This window comes from Nostoc sp. 2RC (genome assembly GCF_014222165.1).
In the GTDB taxonomy this organism is placed as follows: Bacteria; Cyanobacteriota; Cyanobacteriia; order Cyanobacteriales; family Nostocaceae; genus Nostoc; species Nostoc linckia.
Window position 1 is genome coordinate 1 of the sequence record NZ_JACKZU010000123.1, and the last position, 20,968, is coordinate 20,968.

At 41.6% G+C, this 20,968-nt stretch carries 16 protein-coding genes and 1 other RNA gene; 3 read left to right on the forward strand and 14 right to left on the reverse strand.

Features of this window, described 5'->3' with window-relative positions; genetic code table 11:
* Positions 1 to 372: 372 nt before the first annotated feature.
* Positions 373 to 1,323, reverse strand: coding sequence for an RpoD/SigA family RNA polymerase sigma factor (locus tag GNE10_RS15595; protein WP_185565962.1), 951 nt, complete (start codon positions 1,321 to 1,323; stop codon positions 373 to 375).
* Between the two features lie 408 nt (positions 1,324 to 1,731).
* Between GNE10_RS15595 and GNE10_RS15600 the strand changes: the two genes are divergently transcribed.
* The gene (locus GNE10_RS15600; protein WP_099071580.1) at positions 1,732 to 2,469 is read left to right on the forward strand and encodes a gamma-glutamyl-gamma-aminobutyrate hydrolase family protein; all 738 of its coding nucleotides are present in this window, start codon (positions 1,732 to 1,734) and stop codon (positions 2,467 to 2,469) included.
* A gap of 95 nt (positions 2,470 to 2,564) precedes the next feature.
* Here the strand turns inward: GNE10_RS15600 and GNE10_RS15605 are convergent, their stop codons facing one another.
* From GNE10_RS15605 to GNE10_RS15660, 12 genes are all read right to left on the reverse strand, one after another.
* Complete coding sequence (locus GNE10_RS15605) at positions 2,565 to 3,008, reverse strand: RpiB/LacA/LacB family sugar-phosphate isomerase (RefSeq protein ID WP_099071581.1); 444 nt, start codon at positions 3,006 to 3,008, stop codon at positions 2,565 to 2,567.
* Between the two features lie 329 nt (positions 3,009 to 3,337).
* Positions 3,338 to 6,481, reverse strand: coding sequence for an efflux RND transporter permease subunit (locus tag GNE10_RS15610; RefSeq protein WP_185565963.1), 3,144 nt, complete (start codon positions 6,479 to 6,481; stop codon positions 3,338 to 3,340).
* A gap of 164 nt (positions 6,482 to 6,645) precedes the next feature.
* Positions 6,646 to 8,274 (reverse strand): efflux RND transporter periplasmic adaptor subunit, encoded by a 1,629-nt coding sequence (locus tag GNE10_RS15615; RefSeq protein WP_185565964.1) that lies wholly within the window; start codon positions 8,272 to 8,274, stop codon positions 6,646 to 6,648.
* 847 nt (positions 8,275 to 9,121) lie between these two features.
* Positions 9,122 to 10,411 (reverse strand): glycosyltransferase family 4 protein, encoded by a 1,290-nt coding sequence (locus GNE10_RS15620; RefSeq protein WP_185565965.1) that lies wholly within the window; start codon positions 10,409 to 10,411, stop codon positions 9,122 to 9,124.
* A gap of 732 nt (positions 10,412 to 11,143) precedes the next feature.
* Positions 11,144 to 12,055 (reverse strand): homoserine kinase, encoded by a 912-nt coding sequence (gene thrB / locus GNE10_RS15625; RefSeq protein WP_185565966.1) that lies wholly within the window; start codon positions 12,053 to 12,055, stop codon positions 11,144 to 11,146.
* A gap of 285 nt (positions 12,056 to 12,340) precedes the next feature.
* Positions 12,341 to 15,730, reverse strand: a complete 3,390-nt coding sequence (locus GNE10_RS15630) for an aminotransferase class I/II-fold pyridoxal phosphate-dependent enzyme (RefSeq protein ID WP_260446897.1) — start codon at positions 15,728 to 15,730, stop codon at positions 12,341 to 12,343.
* A 615-nt stretch (positions 15,731 to 16,345) separates the two neighbouring features.
* Positions 16,346 to 16,594 carry a hypothetical protein gene (locus GNE10_RS15635; protein WP_185565968.1) on the reverse strand — a complete coding sequence of 83 codons (249 nt, stop codon included), beginning with the start codon at positions 16,592 to 16,594 and terminating at the stop codon, positions 16,346 to 16,348.
* Positions 16,595 to 16,811: 217 nt separating this feature from the next.
* Positions 16,812 to 17,231: a preQ(1) synthase gene (gene queF, locus GNE10_RS15640; RefSeq protein ID WP_185565969.1), complete on the reverse strand. Its 420-nt coding sequence runs from the start codon at positions 17,229 to 17,231 to the stop codon at positions 16,812 to 16,814.
* A 91-nt stretch (positions 17,232 to 17,322) separates the two neighbouring features.
* Positions 17,323 to 17,724, reverse strand: a complete 402-nt coding sequence (locus GNE10_RS15645; protein ID WP_099070275.1) for a hypothetical protein — start codon at positions 17,722 to 17,724, stop codon at positions 17,323 to 17,325.
* A 159-nt stretch (positions 17,725 to 17,883) separates the two neighbouring features.
* Entirely contained in the window at positions 17,884 to 18,264 is a 381-nt protein-coding gene (locus GNE10_RS15650; RefSeq protein WP_185565970.1) for a phasin family protein, read from the reverse strand.
* Between the two features lie 25 nt (positions 18,265 to 18,289).
* Positions 18,290 to 18,386: signal recognition particle sRNA small type (gene ffs / locus GNE10_RS15655), an RNA gene on the reverse strand.
* A 37-nt stretch (positions 18,387 to 18,423) separates the two neighbouring features.
* The gene (locus GNE10_RS15660; RefSeq protein WP_099070277.1) at positions 18,424 to 18,690 is read right to left on the reverse strand and encodes a YciI family protein; all 267 of its coding nucleotides are present in this window, start codon (positions 18,688 to 18,690) and stop codon (positions 18,424 to 18,426) included.
* Between the two features lie 258 nt (positions 18,691 to 18,948).
* On the opposite strand from GNE10_RS15660, the gene GNE10_RS15665 reads away from it, so the two are divergent.
* Together GNE10_RS15665 and GNE10_RS15670 are read left to right on the forward strand one after the other, a co-directional pair.
* A complete protein-coding gene (locus tag GNE10_RS15665) occupies positions 18,949 to 19,431 on the forward strand; it encodes a TerB family tellurite resistance protein (RefSeq protein ID WP_185565971.1) in 483 nt (160 codons plus the stop codon).
* A gap of 460 nt (positions 19,432 to 19,891) precedes the next feature.
* Positions 19,892 to 20,440 (forward strand): 2'-5' RNA ligase family protein, encoded by a 549-nt coding sequence (locus GNE10_RS15670; RefSeq protein ID WP_185565972.1) that lies wholly within the window; start codon positions 19,892 to 19,894, stop codon positions 20,438 to 20,440.
* Positions 20,441 to 20,496: 56 nt separating this feature from the next.
* Here the strand turns inward: GNE10_RS15670 and GNE10_RS15675 are convergent, their stop codons facing one another.
* Complete coding sequence (locus GNE10_RS15675; RefSeq protein ID WP_185565973.1) at positions 20,497 to 20,811, reverse strand: S-layer protein; 315 nt, start codon at positions 20,809 to 20,811, stop codon at positions 20,497 to 20,499.
* Positions 20,812 to 20,968: the final 157 nt, after the last annotated feature.

Here is a 20,968-nt window from a genome sequence, read left to right on the forward strand (position 1 = left end):
GGGAGACAAAGCGTAGCTTTGGCTCTTTGGGGTGCAATACTGTGGGAATCATAACTAATTATGCGGACATAATATAACTCCATCGCCAAGAATAATAACTATCCTGAATCAAAACTTTAGATGCCCTCGTATGCTCTCTTCATTTCGATGTCTATCAAATTAATATTGATAGTAAATTACATAAATTACATTGCAAATAAATGATTTCTCAGACAAGTACAGGGAAATATTTTGCTGGAATGTTATGTAAGTTTGAAATTTCTGGAAATCTCCCATAAAAAGGGAGACTTTTACTCACACCAAAAAGGGTGTTTTTGTGGAGCAAGAATCTGTCGCTACACTGCACCAAAAGTGTAGCGGCAGAGTCTCCACTTAAGAAGATAAATATTGACCAATGGATGGTTGTTGACGACGCAGAGCAGTCATGGCTTGCTGCTGGATTTGGCGGACTCGTTCTCGACTAACATTGAGCTTCTCTCCAATCTGAGCCAAACTTCGTTCTTGATTATCCAATAGTCCAAAGCGTAAGATTAATACTTCGCGCTGCACGGGTTTGAGTGATGCCAACAAATCATTCAAGTCTTGGCGGAGCAATTCTTGAGTAATCTGGTCATTTGGCGAAATGCTTTCATCGCTGAGAAGTTCGCTAAGTTCTGTATCTTGGTTATCACCTACTCTTAAATCTAGAGAGATTGTCCCACTGGCGGCAGTGAGATATTCTCGAATCTGGCTTGGTTCCATGTCTAGTTTCTGAGCAATTTCCGCGACAGTGGCACGACGACCAAGTGTTTGAAACAGTTCTCGCTGTATCTTCTTAATTTGACTCAGCTTTTCGTTGACGTGAATTGGTAGTCTCACTGTACGGGATTTTTCAGCGATCGCTCTGGTAATCGCCTGACTAATCCACCAATATACATAAGTTGATAACTTATAGCCCCGGTTCGGATCGAACTTTTCTATCCCCCTTTGTAAACCGATTGCCCCTTCTTGAACCAAATCCAAAAACTCCAGATTGCGACGCTGGTATTTTTTAGCTATGGAAACCACTAGTCTGAGATTTGCCACGATCATCTTTTGCTTGGCTCGTTGTCCAAGCTGAAGTATCTGATTGACTTCGATTTCAGCTTTATTGACAAAATCAGCTAATTCTGCTTGAGTTGGTTGACGATTTAATTGTTGACTAAGCTGTTGTTTTTGCTCCTCAATGGCAATCATTTGTTGTACTTGCCTGCCATAAGTTATTTCTTGGTCGGATGTTAATAAAGGGAACTGACCAATTTCTTGCAAATAGACGCGTACCATGTCAGAAGTCAGGCTGGACATACAACTTTAACATTTCTCTCAAATTAGACGAATTTAAAAGTATAAATCAAATAGCTTCACAAAAAATATCAACTGTGGAAAGCTATTTTATGCAACTATTCACCAGTGATTCCCTAAGGTCGCCCACAAAGCAGATCGTAACTTTAACGATAGACTAGTAAAAATTCTTTGAGGAAGTATTAATGAAGCTAGCCAATACGGTTCGGATAAGCAGTATGAACTTACCTTGTGGTCTGGCAAAAGGTTAAAGGGTAAAGGGATTTGGATGTATTTGAAACCTTTCCCCTTTGCCCTTTCCCCTTTAACCGAACCGTATTGTGAGGCTAGCAGTTCATACTGAGTTACAGTCAAAGATGTAATTTGGGCTGGAAGTGAGAATATTCCGTTTGAGAACAACATAGCATCAAGATGAGTAGGAAATCTCGAAAAGCATTGATTGGCATTACAACCTACGGACGGCAGGCAACATTACCATTTTCTGTGTCAAGTGAATACATAGATGCAGTCCGGGCCGCAGGTGGCATTCCTATATTATTACCACCAGGAGAAATGGAGCCTGCTACACTTCTAGATTGTTTGGATGGTTTAATTATCTCTGGTGGCGGAGATATTAACCCTGTTTGCTACAACGGTTTTGCTCATCCTAGCATTTATGCTGTTGATAGCGAACGTGATGCATTTGAATTGCAACTCGCCAAGTTTGCCCTTGACCGTCATCTGCCGATATTGGGTATTTGCCGGGGTTTACAAATTCTCATGGTCACCTGTGGAGGTACTCTAATTCCTCACATTCCAGATGTTTATGGTACATCTCCATTGCATCGCCTAGAGCCTGAGCCAGGACGGCGTTTGCCTACAGAACATTTGGTGAAAATAGATGTAGAAAGTTGTTTAGCCAATTGTTTGCAAAATTCTCATCTATCTGTAGTTTCTTGGCACCATCAAGCAGTGGATAAAGTACCATCTGGTTGGCGGGTTGTTGGTCATGCTCTAGATGATGGAGTAATTGAAGCTGTGGAGCATGAAGACCATCCTTGGGCAATTGGCGTGCAATGGCATCCTGAGCTTTCTACTTTAGATCCCAGTAATCAAAGACTTTTTCAAGCTCTCGTTCAGGCTGCACGTATGGAAGGGAACAGGGAATAGGCAATGGGCTTAAATTGTTTACTTAGTTGATGGTTGACTGTTAACTGCGAACACTCAACCGTTAACAACTTTTGGAGTTTTCCTAATTGTTGCCTTTATTTCTCTAGTTGTCGAATTCGCTTGATTTGGAGCAAATTCCAGTCATCTTCAGAATAGGGGGTGCTAAACCAGGCATCTAATATTTCTTTGGCGATCGCTTCTGTAGTTGCCCGTAAACTTAACACTAGGACGTTAGCATGATTCCAAATGCGGGCACCCCTGGCCGTCTCAGCATCATGGCACAAAGCAGCACGTATCCCACAGACTTTGTTCGCAGCGATGGATGCACCAGTACCAGTCCAACAAAAAACAATTCCCTCATCTACTTTCTGAGTTGCTACTGCCAAAGCAACCTTACTACTACTGATAGGCCAATCAACTTCTCGACGATCCTCTGCTAGAGAACCAAAAGGTATAACTTCATGCCCACGCCGCTTGAGTTCTTCTAATACAATATCTGTCAGGTTAGTGCGTTCATCACTGCCAATAGCGATTTTCATGCCTTCCCCTCTAAAAGTAGCCTAGCCTACAGTCTATCTTACGATAAATAGCGACAGTTAATTACCTTTTTAACTGTCGCTACAATTGAGCTAAATGATATTAGAATTCAGAATTCAGAATTCAGAATTCAGAATTCAGAAGTCAGAATTCAGAAGTCAGAAGTCAGAAGTCAGAAGTCAGAAGTCAGAAGTCAGAATTCAGAAGTCAGAATCGGTGAGTAGTCAGTTCTTTGATGGGTGAAGTAATCATCTGAAGAATATTTGAATTTGGTTTTACTGACAAAAGTCAAAATTTCAAACCAATATTCATTACCGAATTAGACTTAAAATCATACTGAATTCTGAGTCCTGACTTCTGAATTCTTCTTGAATAATCGCTCCGTTGTTCCCTTAATCACAATATACAAAATCGGCACTACAAACAAACTCAAAAAAGTAGCAATTAACATGCCTCCAAAAACAGTTGTTCCTAAAGATTGGCGACTACCCGCCCCTGCACCTGCGGCAGTAACCAAGGGGAAAATCCCAATCAAAGTAGAAAAAGCAGTCATCAAAATTGGACGTAATCGCTCTTGTGAAGCCTCAATTACTGCTTTATTCATAGACAGTCCTTGGTCTCGCAATTGGTTAGCAAATTCCACAATTAAGATAGCGTTCTTACTAGCCAAGCCAATCAACATTACTAGACCAATTTGACAGTAAACATCATTGGCAAAACCCCGCATTGATTGAGCTATCAGCGCTCCGAAAATCGCTAAGGGAACTGACAACATAATAATCAAAGGGTCAATGTAGTTTTCGTACTGAGCAGCTAATACCAAAAATACAAATATCAATCCTAAGCCAAAAATCAGAGGTGCTAAGCCGGCAGAATCTATTTCTTCTAGAGCAGTTCCCGACCACTCATAACCAAAACCTGGAGGTAAAACTGCTTGAGAAACTTGTTCCATTGCTTTAATAGCGTCTCCAGAACTAGAGCCGGGAGCAGCAGAACCATTAATTTCAATTGAGCGGAACAAATTATAGTGATTTATTGTTTGCGCTCCCACAGTTGGTGTTACTTTTACTAAGTTACTCAAAGGAATCATTTGATTCTTTTGGGAACGAACGTAGAGTTTACCAATATCTTTGGGATTAGAACGAAATTGTTCATCTGCTTGGATATAAACCCGATAATTTCGCTGCTGGAGATTGAAATCGTTCACATATTGCGAACCCAAAGCAGTTTGTAAAGTACTGAAGATATCATCAATGGGAACTTGCAGTGATTTGGCTTTATTGCGGTCTACTTCCACAAGTAATTGCGGTGTATCTGCGGCAAAGGTACTGAATACAGCTCGTAATCCTGGCGTTTGATTGGCGCGACCGAGTAATTGCCCCATTGATTGCACCAAACTTTCTAAACCACTGTTACCTCTGCGGTCTTGCAGCTGAAAGACGAAGCCGCCAAAGTTACCCAAACCCTGAATTGGTGGCGGATTTACCGGAAATACTCTGGCTTCTGGTATAGACAACAATTTACCTTGTAATCTGCCAATTATCGCTTGTACAGATTGATCTGGTCTTGAGCGTTCGTCCCAAGGTTTTAAAGTTGTAAATATGATGCCACTATTAGCAGTGCTACCACTAAACCCAAATCCTCCTACGGCAAAAGTTCCTACTATTTCCGGAATTTGCAGAATTTCTTTTTCTACCTGTGCCATGACATCGCTGGTATATTGCAGCGAAACGCCTTGGGGCCCTTGGATAATTGTGATGAAATAACCCTCGTCTTCGTCTGGAAGAAACGCTGTAGGTACTGTGGTGTAAAGCCAAGCAGTCATTCCTAAGGAAACGATAAACAAGCCAATAACGATACTTTTGATGCGTGTGAGATAAGTCAGCGATCGCTCATAACCCGATCTTACCCATTCTAAAAACCGATTAATCAGGTCAAACAGCCAACCAATCCACCTGGGAGGTGTTTGTCCTTGACGCAACAACACCCCACATAAAGAAGGTGTCAAAGTCAAAGCCAAAAAAGTAGAAATCGCAATGGAAAAGGCAATGGTCAGCGCAAATTGGCGATAAAGTGCGCCTGTGGTTCCTGGAAAGAAAGCCACTGGAACAAACACCGCCATCAATACTAATGAAGTTGCAATCACCGCCCCGAAAAGTTCCGCCATTGATTCGCTAGCGGCGCGGCGAGGATTCATACCTTTATCCTGAATAAAACGGCTGATTTGCTCCACTACAACGATGGCATCGTCTACCACCATCCCAGATGCTAAAGTCAGACCAAACAACGTCAAACTGTTAATGGAAAAGTTAAAAACTTTGACGAATGCAAATGTGCCAACCAAAGATAGTGGAATTGTCACAGCTGGAATTAACGTGGTTCGCCAATCCTGCAAAAAGACGAAAATGACAATTACAACCAGCAACACCGCTTCAATCAGAGTCTTGATTACTTCTGTCATCGATTCTTCGACAAACATTGTAGTGTCAAAAGCTACCTGATATTTCATACCTGGGGGAAAACTCGGAGCCAATCGCGCCATTTCCGCTTTCACCCCCCTGGCGACATCCAAGGCATTACTACCAGGAACTTGATAAATTCCCAAACCAATGGCATCTTTACCCAGAAATCGCAGAAATGTGTTGTAATTTTCTGCACCTAGTTCTGCTTTGCCGACATCTTTGAGCTTAACTAATGTGCCATCATCTTCTGTTTTCAAGACAATTTCGTCAAATTCTCTGGTATCTGTTAAACGACTGGCAGCACGCACATCGATTTGATATCTTTGTCCTTCCGGAGCCGGTTCTTGCCCAATTCTCCCTGCACCCACCTGGATATTTTGTTCGGATAAGGCGTCTGCCACATCTTGAGTTGTTAATCTCCGGCTAGCCAGGCGATTCGGATCTAACCACAAACGCATGGCGTAGCGACGTTCGCCAAAAACTTGGGCATTACTGACACCTTTAACTCTTTTTAGGGCGTCTGCTAAGTAAAGGTCAGCATAGTTACTTAAAAATGTATTGTCGTATTCGTTATTTTCCGCAAATAGACCAATTGCCAAAAGAATATTATTAGACTCTTTTGATACCCGTACACCAGTGCGTTGTACAGACTCTGGTAATTGCGGTTGGGCAACAGAAACACGATTTTGCACATCTACAGCCGCAATATCTTTGTCCCGCGATGAATCAAAAGTGACTGTAATGGTACTAGTACCGTCATTACTGCTGCTAGAAGTGATATATCTCAGTCCCTCAACGCCGTTGATTTGTCTTTCTAAGATATTGGTAACGCCGCTTTCTACAACTTCGGCACTGGCTCCACTGTAGTTGGAAGTGACACTGATTTGGGTGGGACTAATTTCTGGAAACCTGGCGATCGGCAGTGTAGGAATACTGATTAATCCTATTAATAGGATAATAATGGCGCAGACCGATGCAAAGATTGGTCGCTTAATAAAAAAGTCAACAAACATAATTTAGAAAATTGGGCATTGGGTATTTGGCATTGGGCATTGGGCGTAGGGCAAAGGGCAAAGGGCAAGGGGCAAAGGGCAAAGTAGAAAAGGGGAAAAGAAAGATCCCTCGTTTTACCTTTCTCCAAGGCGTTGCCATCTCCCCCCGCCCAGTCTCGTTTCACTTAAAAATTCCGACTACCGACTGTTTCCGGTGCGGGAGTGATGGGGACGCCATTGGTGAGGTTGAGAATACCAGAAACAACTATTTTGTCACCAGGTTTGAGTCCTTCGAGGACTTGATAATTATTGCCCTCAATAGCTCCCAGTTTCACGGGTTTTTGTTGAGCGACCAATTTTGGCGCTGCGGGTTTAGAGTTTTGCGCTGGTGCTTCAGCTTTTGGCGCTTCAGGTTTAGAGTTTTGCGCTGGTGCTTCAGCCACAAAGACGAATGTCTCGCCACCGAGACGAGATACTGCTGTCACTGGAATTAAAATGCCTGGGCGTTCGTCCCAAATGACTTTGGTTTGTACTGACTGGCCATTAAGCAGTTGCCTTGTAGAATTGCCAAAGTTGGCTTTGGCTAAAACTGTTTGGGAATCTAAATTTGTATTTGGGGAAATGAAACTGATTTTACCTGTGGCTATGGCTTTGCCTTGGGCATCAAGCATTTGTACGGGTAATCCCAAGCGCAACTTTTTGGCTTCTTCTAGGGGAATGGAAATATTCAGTTCTAATGAGTCATTTCTAGTTAATGTGGTGAGCTGGTCTGCTCTTTGTACGTAATCTCCAACTTTTGTGGGAATATCACCAACAATGCCGGTAAAAGGAGCTAGAACTTTTGTATATTGCAGTTGCACTTGGGCAGCTTGGACTTGACCTGCTGCTTGAGTAACTTGCGATCGCGCTTGGGCAATTTCTTCTGGACGAGAGCCATTTTCCAACTGTCTGAGGTTCTGTTGCTGTTGTTCTACAGCAGCAGCTAGCTCATTGATACTAGAGTTTCTACTTTGGCGGAGTTGGTCTAAGCGTTTCTGGGCTACTACAAGGGCAGCTTCAGCACTCTTCTGTTCCTTGAGATATCCTTCTAAGGCATCTTGGGAAACCGCACCTTCTTTTCGCAATTGCTCGTATCGTTTGGCTCGTGACTGTGCTAGCTCCACATCAGATTTCGCTGACTCGATTTGAGCCTCAGCTTGGGCAATTTCTTGTGGCTGCGCTCCCGTTTGGGCATCCCTCAGGCGAGCTTGGGCTTGGGCTAACTGCGCTCTAGCTTGGGCAATTTCTTCTCGCCGAGTACCCGCTACAAGTTCAGCAAGACGCGCCTGGGCTTGTTGGAGTGCGCCTCTGGCTTGTAATAACTGAGCTTGGGCATCATCGCTTTGCAAGGTAAAAATAACTTGCCCTTGTTGTACTCGATTGCCTTCTTTGACAAAAATCTGGGTAATTCGTCCTTCAATTTGTGGCTTGATAGTTACCGAACGAGGAGCTTCTAAGGAGCCAAGAAACTGGGAACTTTCTTGTGTAGTTTCTGTCTCTATTGTTGCTAGCTTCACCGGAACTGCCATAGGTTGACCAGGAGCGGCCTGATTACCTGATGCTCCATTGCTAGCACTGCTAGTCTTCCACCAGCGCCAACCAAAACCAACACCTGCAATTACGAGGATAATTCCCAACAGCAGCGGCCAACGTCGCTTTTTAGGCGATTTGGGCGATCGCTCCGACAAAGATTCGGACTCTTGACTGGAATCATTAACAGCAGGCTGTTCTGTTTCAACAGGAAAAGAAGATTCAGGGAACTCAGAATGGGACATTTTGGTTTTCTCGTCTTGTGAATCTAGACTTGAGCAATCTTATTTAGGTCAACGAGGAAGAGGGTATGGGGTAAGCAGGGAGTGTGGGGAGATGGGGGAGATGGGGAGATACGGAGACAAGGGGGACAAGGGGGACAAGGGCGACAAGGTCGTAATTTTTCTGCCTTGTCTTCCCCCTCTCCCCATCTCTCCTACCCTATATCTCTGCCTCTCAGGCAAAGCAAAATACCTGCAAAATTATGCAAAGATGCTTTCAAATCAATATCTGAGCGCACTGTACCGTTCTCCTCGCTGTTTTTTATACACAACCAGCTGTCTGAGCAGCAATTTGTCAGTCTTGTATCACCTCAGATGGGCAACCTGATGCTGGGTTTTTCATAAGTGTTAGCAAGTGCTTGCTTGCATCTTTATTTAAGTATTAGGTTGCATTATAACTACATAGTAAAGAAGATTGGTAATGCTAAAAATGAGTTTACCGTTCTTAATCAATACTGAATATTGATCTGAAGGAAGAAAAGAGTGACCAATCACTAATTATTTCAGAATCTATTTCATCAAAATAGCGAGTTTCATTGATTTATCCTCACCAAGAACGAAGCACAATCAGTGTTTATCGATCCATAGTCCTCTTTTTCATCTATTTCAACTTCCTACACTTAGGTCACCCGATCGGGTGATTTAATTTTCTCAGATTTGGGGATGGGGAGGTGGGGAGATGGGGAGACAAGAAGAACAACTCCTAACTCCAAACTCCAAACTCCTAACTCCAAACTCCTAACTCCAAACTCCTAACTCCTAACTCCTAACTCCTAACTCCTAACTCCAAACTCACCACTCACAACACCTTTCACCCATCCACAACAGATTTTTTAGAATCTAATTCTGGTAGTATGGTTTCCATTGATTTTTGATTGACCACAACCTGAGAAAATAGCCACTCATAGCGATCGAGTGCTTGCTCTAATGAATAGTTTGCTTCGGCGAACTGTCTGCCTAGTTGACCTAGTTTGGCTGCTAAAGTCGGGTTGGTATATAAATTCTGCACTGCATCTGCTAAAGCATGGGGTGATTCTGGTTCCACAATTATGCCACCACCACTGAGTGCGATCGCTCTGGCCGCAGTACCGCTAGCGGGAACTGAACCCACAATGGGGCGACCGCTGGCCAAAAGGAGTGGTATTTTTGAAGGCATATTGAATGAAATTACATTGTGTTTTTGCACAATCAGCCCTACGTCTGATGCTGCTAGCATTTCTGGTAGTTTTTCTCGTGGCTGCAATGGTAGCAGCAAAACATTATCTGCTCCCTTCAATAAACAATATTGTTGTAACCTGTGCAATGCTCTTGATTCACCAACAATCACAAAGACAATATCCTTGAGGTGACGCAAACAAATCGCTGCTTCTATTACTGTTTCTAAACCTTGTGTAAGGGCAATGTTTCCAGAATAAAGTACTACAAATTTGTCATCTAATTGATGTGTAGCTCTCCAGGAATTTTCGTGTTTCGGTAAAGGACGAATGAAATTTATATTCACCCAATTGGGAATACAAACAATTTTGTTAACAGGTACTCCTTTATTCACTAAATTCTCACTAAACCCATCAGCAATGACGCTAATTTTGTGTGCAGTTTGATATGCTAATTTTTCTAAAGCTGCAAGAGTACGGATCATCCACTTGTTTTTCAGCAGCCCAACACGCACAGCTGCTTCTGGTAATATATCTTGCACATTCAAAATTAATGGGCAGTTGTATAAGTAGCTAAATATTGTTGCTGGTAAGATACCTAGTAGAGGCGGAACTGTTAATATTATCGCATCTGGGCGATGACCTTTAAAGGCTAGCGGTAAACTTGTAAAAATAAAGCTCAACTCCAACAACAACCGATCTACAAGGTTTGGTTTGGACTTTATTCGTACGTAACTTCGTTGGATTGTCACACCATTTTTGCGTTCGGTTACGTACCATTTACCCTGATACTCATCGTAAATCCGTCGCTGGGGATAATTGGGCATTGCAGTGATTACTCGCACTTCATGACCTCGCTTTACTAGTCCTTCTGCCAATTCAGTCATTAAGGGAGCAATTCCAATCGGCTCTGGATGATAGTTGTAGGAATAGATCAGAATGTGCATGAGCTATGTGTGAGGTTGGTGAAAACAGCCAAAGAGCAGCAATTGATTGCTTTGAGTATGGACTGCTATTTTGTATTATTTAATTTAGGTTGTGAACAGGTTATGATTTTTTTAAATCACAACTCTATTGCCAACTATTTGCAAATTTTCTCAGTAAATTTAGCAATTCTAACAGTTATTAATTATCAATTTTTTATTTTTGCTGCTGGGATAAAGTCCCTCCAATATGCAGTTATTAGCTACTAGTGTTAACTATTAGCTGAATTTAACTTTTTAACCATACTAGTGATGAATTTTTTGTCACTAAATTTAAATGGAAATTTAATCGTTAAATTTACTCATAGGGGATTGTAGCATTATATTTAATTTCATGCATGAAAGCCGCATTCCGGCTTTAAAAGTGGCACATAATGTATTGTGAACTACACCATTCTGTAACAAGGGACTAATAAAAAAATAACCAATCAGTGTCTAGTAGTTCGCTTTCGTGACTTAGCGGGGGAAAGGGGAAAGGGTAAAGGGTAAAGGGGAAAGGGGAAAGGGGAAAGGTTTTAAATCCCTTACCCTTTACCTCTTTTCGTTTCCCCAGCCCGAAAGAAGCGCATTTTTGGGTTGGCAGAGTACTAGGCAGGGGAGAATAATAACTCCCCAGTCAACAGTCATCAGTCACCAGTCAACACTCATCAGTCAACAGTTATCAGTTAACACTTCCAATGCCCCATATCCAATCTTTTAAGTTTTTGCGCCTTGGATATCTAGAGAAAGCGATCGCACATTGGCTATAATTCCTTCTTGTTCCCAAGCAGTAGACATCGCTGCTGCCACAGCCTCTGAGTGTAACTCATCCGTCAAAGCTAACAGTGTCGGCCCTGCACCACTAATAACCATGCCATAAGCACCAGCTGTCACAGCTGCTAGATTGATAGCATCGTAACCAGGAATTAAAGCTTTGCGATAGGGCTGATGCAATTTATCTTGCAAAGCGGTTTTTATCCATTCTGGTTTACCGGTTTCCAAGCCACGCAATAATAAACCCAAATGTGCAGTATTAAAAATGGCATCTGCACGAGTGACTTGGGTTGGTAAAACCCGCCGTGCTTCGGAAGTGGAAAGTTCAAAATCGGGAATAGCTACAACTAGTATGATGTCTTGATGCCAAGGAACATCACAAATTTCCCAACCTGCACCACCAGAAGCAGCCAGCCGACATCCACCCAACAAAGCTGGAACCACATTATCAGGATGTCCTTCCATTGCGATCGCTAATTCCATCACCTGCGACTGACTCATGGGCGCACCTTCAAGCTGGTTCGCCGCAACCAACCCACCAACAATTGCTGTCGCTGAACTACCCAAACCCCTCGCCAGTGGTACACCCAGCTGAATTTCAATTTTCACCCCTGGCGGTGTCTGCTCTATGTGTTGATAGAATCTGAGAAATGCTTGGTACAGAAGATTGCTTTCATCGGTTTGTACTCGTTGAGCTTCTTCACCCGTTACAGCGATGCTGAATCCGCCCTCTTCCACACGAGTAAATTTAAAATGATTGTACAGCTTTAAAGCCGCACCGATACAATCAAAACCGGGCCCCAAATTAGCAGTTGTGGCGGGGACGGTAACAGTGACACTAGAAACAACAGACATCTGCAAATACTCCCTAATCAATCAACCAGCATCCCACGTATTGGTAGCACTTAGGAGCGATTTTTTGCTCAGTGTTGGGAATAGTTAAATCGTACTGTGACAGGACTTACGCAATAAAAGCTTTTTTGCGTCAATTCTCTCCAACTACAACAAAAATGGTTGATATTCTGATTGCGACTGCTCTTGATTTAATTAATCCTAAACATCTAAAAAACTGGTTTACAGACTGTTGCTACTGTACTTTATGAACCTGCAATTTGCTGTATGTTGAATCTTCAGTACCTTCTATTGTGTGGATACTTGGGAAAATGCCACCGCTAAGGCTGCGATCGCCATATTAATTTGTTCTTCTGTATGCAGACAACTAATAAAAAATCGCAGGCGTGCAGCATGATTAGCCACGGCTGGATAAATCATCGGTTGAACGTTGATCCCTGCTTGAAATAGAAAATGTGAAAGCTGAATGCAGGTTAAGGAATTGCCCACCACAATGGGAATGATTGGAGAATTTTGGCTTGTACCTGTATTCCAACCCTGAGTTTGAGCTAGTTTTAAAAAGTATTGCGATCGCTGTTGCAATGTTTTGACTTTTGTGGGTTCAGTTTTGAGTAAACGCAAGGCTGCTAAAGCCGCGGCGGTATTTGCGGGAGATAATCCCACACTGTAAACAAAACCAGGAGCCGTGTATTTTAAATAACTCACCAAGGCAACAGAACCGGCAATATAGCCGCCACAACTGGCAAAAGCTTTACTGAGTGTTCCCATCCACAAGTCTACATCGGTTGGCTGTACGCCAAAAAACTCAGCAATACCCCGTCCGTGTTCCCCCAGTACGCCGATGGAATGGGCTTCGTCTACCATAAGCAAGGCTTTGTGGCGTTGCTTGAGTTCAATAAACCGGGGTAAATCTGGGATATCGCCATCCATGCTATAAATGCCTTCAATCACAATCAAAACTCGGCGATAATATTGACGCTGGTCTTGCAGCATTTCATCTAAAGCTTGCCAATCGTTATGAGGAAAAGGTATGGCTTTCGCACCAGATAAAGTGCAGCCTTGCAAAATACTATTGTGGCTGAGGGCATCGTAAAAAATTAAATCTTGGGAATGAAACAAATGTCCAATGGTAGTAACATTAGTGGCATGACCGCTGACATAAACGATGCAATCTTCTGTACCAATTAAATCTGCAATTTCTCGTTCTAATTCTTGATGTAGAATACGTTCGCCGGATGCCAAACGGCTGGCACCAACGGATGTACCATAGCGATCGATGGCTTCTTTAGCTGCTGCGGAAACTATTGCATCTCCTGATAAACCCAAATAATTGTAAGTTGAAAAATTAATCAGCCTACGTCCTTGAATTTGAGTACAATCTCTAGTGATAGATTCCTGCATTTGAAAATAAGGATTGGGAATTTCTAAAGTTTGAATTTGGGTTAATTTTTGCTGGAATTGTGTATATTCTGGAAAAGATTCAAATTGATAGGATTCTGTGGGAATTTGAGTTAAAGGTTGTTGGTTTTGGTCGCTGAGTTCTTTGGCTAAATATGCTGCTAAGGTGGCGATGTCTGCACAGTTTTGCAGTGTATAGATGTTGAGTAAATAGCCAGACCAAGCCTCCAGGTCTTGGATGAATTTTGCTACTTGCAAAGAATCCAAACCATAGGTTTCAAAAGATTCCCTTTGGTGAATGGATTCTCTGGGAATATTCAATTTCGCCGCTAACCATTGAGATATCCAATTTTGAATCGACTCGATGTTATATTCCTGGACATATTCTTTTAAATGAATAGGTTGGGGAATATCTGTCGATTCTGAGTTGACAATTGAAAAATTACCCGACAAAAAATTTTCACGGCAAGCTAAGCGTTGAATTTTGCCACTGGAGGTTTTCGGAAGAGTTCCGGGTTTGATGAGCAAGACTCGATAAACTTGTAAATCATGTTCTCGCAACACAGATTGGCGAATGGTTTTGACAACTTCCTGGGCATTCAAATTTCGCAAAAAAGTCCGCTTCACTTCACAAACAACAATTAAGCGTAGGCTTAGCCCGTCATAGCGAAAAGTTGAGCCAGTACGTTCCTGTTGCTCTGTGTCGGAAAGCAACTGGCGTGGAGCCGAGGTTTCCTCCGAGCCAAACTTTTCAAGGTAAACATCGCCTGCACCCATCTCAACACAAAAGGCTGCACTACTGTGATCGGCTAACGCTGGGTGACTAGTTTCTACTGTTTGTTCGATGTCTTGGGGGTAATAATTTCGTCCTCGAATCACTAATAAATCCTTCAGACGACCCGTAACAAACAACCCTGCTTCATCGTCCCAAAACCCTAAATCTCCGGTTCGCAAAAACGGCCCCTCTCCCGTATCGGCTAGATAAGCATGAAATGTTTTCTCGGTTTCCTTGGGTCGATTCCAATATCCCTGCGCTACACTCTCACCAGCAACCCAGATTTCTCCCACTTGTCCTGGTTTGCACTCAGTTAAGGAAACTGGATTAACAATGGTCACCGTTTGATTAAACCAAGGATGACCGCAACTAACTAATTTTCTATCGTTTTTGGTGGTGTTATCGCTAATCACTTGGTTTTGCTCTAAAGCCTTACCATCGCAAACCTTAATCTTTGGGACTTCAGCTTTCTTGACTCCAGTAACTAACAACGTTGTCTCTGCCATTCCATAACAAGGTTGGAAACTACTAAGGCGAAATCCGTAGGGCGAAAATTGTCTAGTAAAAGACTCTAGAGTTTCAGCGCGAATAGGTTCAGCACCATTGAGAGCAAGTTCCCAGCTGCTCAAATCTAAATCTTCTAATTCCTCCGGTCTCATATTCTGCACGCAGAGATCGTAAGCAAAGTTAGGCCCTGCACTCACAGTGACCTTATATTTTGAAATTGCTTTTAGCCAACGTATCGGCTTTTGTAAAAATGCCATCGGTGGCATGATGATTAAAGGAAATCCCCCGGACAGAGGTTGCAATATGCATCCGATTAATCCCATATCGTGGTATGGCGGTAACCAAGAAAATCCAACATCGGGAACATCAGGACTTTTCTCTAAAAATTGCAGGATGGCTGTGCAGTTGTGCAGCAAATTCCTGTGAGAAACCATTACTCCCTTGGGAATTCCAGTGGAACCAGAGGTGTATTGTAGCAATGCTAGGGTATTGGATTCCACCGCTACAGGTGTAAAGTCATCTGCGGAGGTCACTATTTTATCAGTTAAAACCCAATGCAAATTTTTAAATGTTGGTTCATTCGTTCCATATTGCTCAATCAATTGGAACATATCTGCGGTGGTTAGTAACAACGTAGCTTCAGCGTCTCGAATAATCGCTTGCAACCTTGATAGTTTTTGGTTGCGTTTGGGTGGATAGGCAGGTACAGCAATAATTCCAGCATAGACACAGGCAAAAAAGCCTGCAATAAAGTCTAATCCAGGGGGGTAAAGTAGTAAGGCTCTATCTCCTGGCGAGCAAAGACATTGGAGATGAGCAGCCATCGCCTTTACTCGATCTTCCAACTCTTGGTAACTTAGACGTTGAGTTTCTATTTCACCATCTTGAAGAAAAATGTAAGCTTCCTGATACGGCTGGTTTTTCACTCGTTGGTGTAGCAAATCTATGAGTGTTTTTTTCTGCCCAAAGAGATGAGATTTAGTCTGAAAGTCTACCATTGCCATCGTCACTTTAACAACTGAGTGTCAACAAAGAATAAAACAAGATTCAGAATTCACAAATTCAGAATTCAGAATTCAGAATACTCTACCTATAAAGGGATAAAGTTTTAATCAAGAAAAAATTTTTAATATTACTTTTACCCACTAGGGCAAGGTTTTAAACCAATATTCAGACGCGACGCTCGTTCGCGCAGCGTGCCGTAGGCAAGACTCGCTACCGCTCCGCTATCACCCATTCGGACTTCAATTCATCCTGAATCGTAGCTCGTGAGTTGGGAATCATTCTTAATAAATTTTTACACTGAATAGTTGAAGTTTTGCTAATAGTTGCAATTTTACTTTGATTTTTGCGAATTCTAAACTTACGTGAATTGGATATTTCTGCTGTGAGAAACTAAGAAAAACCAATTTTGTCAATCAGCTAAAATACTCAAAAAACTTGACTACAATCCAGTGCGATCGCTTAATTCAAAATTGCTGAGTGTAAATAGTGTAAATATTTAATTAAATATGCGGTTGAACAAACTGATAATAAACCCAAACAGAAAACTCCAGCCACAAGATACTGGCTGGGGTTTACTTTATGATTTCCTAAATTAAGCGTACTTGAGCTTAATCTTCATGGCGTAACTGCCATGCTGCACCAAAAGCGGCTCCAGCGCCGGCTAATAATCCCGTACTCATACCTTGAATAGTTTTTTCAACTGGATCTTGTGTTAGGCAATCACTTGTAACTTTGCTATCTTGCAAACACAGATTGCTTTCTGCCCAACTAGCAGTACCTCCTAAAATTACACCAGTGATACTACAGGAAACAACTAGCAGCAAAAGGCGTCGGTTTTTTCTATTTTTTCTATCCATAGATGGATGTGTTAAAGATAAGATTAGCTAACTGATCTTCAACTACTTTACACATCTTGACTGTTAATGTCATTAGTTATTTAGTCATTGGTCATCAGACTTCTTAAAGTGCTTTTTGCACCCTTGTGAAAAAAGGGATGCATCTTTATTGGCGAAAGGGAAAATACCAAACCTTTCCCCCTTTCCCCTGCCCCTTTTCCCTACTTATGCAAGAAGTCTAGTGACTTTTTTGGTGACGTACTTCAACTACAGTATGAACATTGCCACGAGGGCTGAAATCTGCTTTTACTGTGACTTCTAATGGGTCGCAAGCTGCGACGAAATCATCCAAAATTTGATTAGCAGATTCTTCGTGAGAAATATAGCGATCGCGATAACTATTAATGTAAAGTTTGAGTGCCTTCAATTCTACTACTCGTTCATCAGGCATATAGGTAATATAAATAGTCGCAAAATCAGGATACCCCGAAAATGGGCATTTACAAGTAAACTCCGGCAAGCTAATACTGACATCGTATCGCCTTCCCACACGCGGATTCGGAAAGGTAATTAATTCGCCTTCTGCTATATTACGCTCGCCATACTTCATTTCTTGGGTTGGCTGAGATACACTTTCAGATAAATTGTTATTAGTCATTGGTCATTAGTCATTGGTCATTGGTCTTTGGTCATTAGTCTTTTCTTCCCCTGCTCCCTTGTCTCCCTCATCCCCCCACCTCCCCATCTCCTCAACACTCTTCCTTCTCCCAGTCTGGACAAATCTCATCTTCATAACCGTGGGGGTGCATGGCACAAACTAATAAGTTACCGCCATAAACTTGACCGTGGTAGTGAGTACAACCCATGCAAGCGGGATTTTTTTCAGCTGTTGGTTCCACTGAATACGGAAAACCCGGATCTATATCTGCCATAACCTCTTCTAAGTCGCAGTAAGCTTCCATCATCGGTTCGGCTAAATCTTGTAAACACCTATCGACCTCAGTAATAATGTTACTGTGTACTTGCTCAGTAATTTCTTCCGTTAAGTCAAAAATGGCGTCTACCATTTCGCCCATTCCCAGGAAGAAACGCTCTACTTCATCTGCTACTGTTTCTACTATTTCTATGAAATCTTTTTGCCACTGTTCCATAAAATTGATGCCTTTAGAGGCTATAAACAGGACGTTTTTTAGTGTCTAATTTTATGTACGAAAGTACAAATTAGGCAATGTATGATACCAATTTTATATATATATTCCTGTGTCCAACTGCTAGTTATTACTGAATTTAGAGGTAAGTAAAGCTTCTTACTAATCGTGTTGCAATCGTTTTAACTCTTCTTGCAGTTCTAGCACTTGTTCGCGTAATTGATCTACGTTGTCAGTTGATGCTTCTTTCACCGTCGGTTCTTCATCTTCCTCTAAAATTTCGATGCGGCGAGGTTCTGAAGAAGGAGTTTTTTGTGGGTTTTCAGCAGATGCTTGGGGTTGTTGGGCTTGCGTCATCATATCTTCCACAAAGCGCCGTGCTTCTTCTGTGGTCATTTCGCCCTTGGCCACCATTTCATCTGCCAGTTTTTGGACTTGCGATCGCAGTTCGGCTAATTTCCCCCCTGCTTTTTCGCCAGCGTAAGAAGCTAGTCCTACACCAAGGTAAAAAGCTTTTTGAACAATATCTCCAAAACCAGGCATTGCTGCTGAACGCTCCTAAAAATAGGGCGACCCGGAGACTACGCCTACTACAAGCCTCCCGTGTTGCTGCTACCTTCCGGTTCTGACAAGGTTTGGGTGTTGCAGTCGCATAGATCCAGGTCTTATAAAAGCATAACATTAAAATTCAATAAATGTGTCTTACTCCATAACAATTCGCCATTCATAAAGTTGGTAATGGACACAACCGTGTTGTACCAAGGGATCGCTAGCTACAATCGCTTCTGCCTCAGCCATTGAGGCTGCCTCAAACAGCAACATCCCCCCTCGTGCTTCTGCCCAATAGCCTGTTCGCGCTTTGTGTCCTTTTGCAATCAACTCTTGAACGTAGGCTTTATGGGCGGGTACGTATTGGTCAAAGGTAGATTTATCGACTTTACCTTGTTCAATTTTGACAAATATTGGCATCTTCTCACTAGCTCCCATGACAAAGGACTTTTACTCAAGTTATTACTTTTTTGAGTAGCAATGAAAAATCTTGATTTTTTTCGTTTTTCTTGATATCGGAATGCTTAACGTTACGTTCATAATTCCTTAATGGTAATGCAAGGAAAGTTAAGACCTTTAATAATAACTGTCTTAACTGTCTTAACTGTCTTAACTGTCCTTGTATTCTTGCAACACCAATGAGATGATACTACTGTTGTAAACAAGAAAAACAAATTTATGTCTGACATCAAAAAGCTTGGTCAATCCTGGATATTTAATTGGTTCTTTGGTTTTACCCAGGTTCCTACAGATGAGGATTGTTGCATTTATATGAAATCAGTTTTATGTTGTGCAAAAGGAGATGGAATTCTTTCCCAAGAAGAAAAAGATTGGGCTATTGGATTCTGTGCATCTTGGGGAGTAGCAGACTGGGTGATTGAAGAGCTAAAAGCATATCAAGCAGATGAAGATTTAGAAGAAGTAATTGCTCGTTCTCCTCAGGTTTCCATAGCACAGAGAGATTTACTCCTCACAGCAATTAGGGCTTGTGCTGCTGATGGAGAATTTCATCCAGAGGAAAAGGCAAAAATTCGGCAAATGGCTTCTATTATAGGCGTCTCGGAAGAAGTAGTAGAGCAGTTAGAGCAGCTACAAAAAGAAGAATTAGCATTACGCGAGAAGCGGGTTAAGCTCTTATATCCTGAAAAAAGTCCCTATTAACATAAAATCTACTATATCTGAAGTAGCGATGCTGAATACAAACACCAAATCAAAAGATTTACTTATTTTTTAATTAGTTTTTGTCAGAGCGATCGCAATTTTTGAGATACTAATCTTCAAATGCTTCCTCCAGCAACCCAAAACTGAGTAAAACTTCATAAAATTAACTCAAACATTACCAGGTAATGCTGGAGGAAAATTAAAAAAACTCAGTCGTGTGTTTAAGTTAAAAGCTTTTGATCGCAATCAACCATTATGTATTTTCTTACTGAAATTTCCTCATTTTCATGATAAATTTTGCTTTCCATCACCACCAGATTTATAAATTATAAAATTATATAGGACTACTATTTGATTTTTGAAAAAATATATAGAAATCCTATTTAATTTTTGAACAAAATTCTGTACACTTTACTCTTTTATAACCCTGTTGCTTAATTACCATAGGCGATTAAATTCAATGAGTCGTTTTTTCATTGCGCTTCTACCACCGCAAGACATTCAAGACTACGCTAATCAAATCAGGCAGTATTTTGCTGATAATTATGCCAGTCGTGGGGCACAAAATTCTCCGCCTCATATTACCTTGCAACCACCCTTTGAATGGGTAGATACTAACTTTTCATTGTTAGAGACATGTTTGAGAGAATTTGCTAGGGAACAAAAGTCAATACCAATCACACTTAGCGGTTTTGCAGCCTTTCCACCCCGCGTTATATATATAGATGTGGTGAGAAGTCCACAAATTTTGACTTTGCAAGCTAATTTAATGGCTTATGTAGAAAACAAGTTAAAAATTATTGATAAAGTTTCTCAAACCCGACCTTTTGCGCCTCATATGACAGTTGCATTTAGAGATTTAACAAAACAAAATTTTAAAGCTGCTTGGCCAGAATTTGAAAAACGTCAGTTGTATTTTGAATTTATTGCTGAAAAATTAACCCTATTGCTACACGACGGTAAGCGATGGAATATTAAATCGGAGTTTAATTTTGATTTTAATGAATAATCAGTATTATTGTTCACTGTTGACTGTTGACTGTGAACAGGCAAATGTCATATTTATTATTTTTCAAATCGCTGTTCTGACTGTGGTTGCTGTTGGCGGTTATTTGGTTGGAATTTTTCAAATAAAGCTGGTGGTGTGGCTTGGCGAAATGCGCCACAATAGTGCATGGTCATAACTGCTTTAAAAGCCCAATGGTCTGATGGAACATCTGTAAAGGGATTTGGTAAAGTTTCGGCTTGATTTTGAACGCAAGCATTCACAACTTCATTAGATGTTTCTGGAGTTTGAGTGACAGGTTCTTGAGATTTAACAGGAGTGACAAAGCTAGTAGTGGCTAGCACTATGGCTGTAGCTAGAATTTTGCGATTCATAATTTATACCAATTTAATAAAAGAATGGGACACAGAGATGTTCCAAAACCCTTGTTATTAGGACTTACGCACAGGTAACAGAAAAACGAACCGCGAAGGACGCATTCGCGCAGCGTCTCGTCAGAGAAGGACACAAAGGAATAATGGTTTCAGAGAG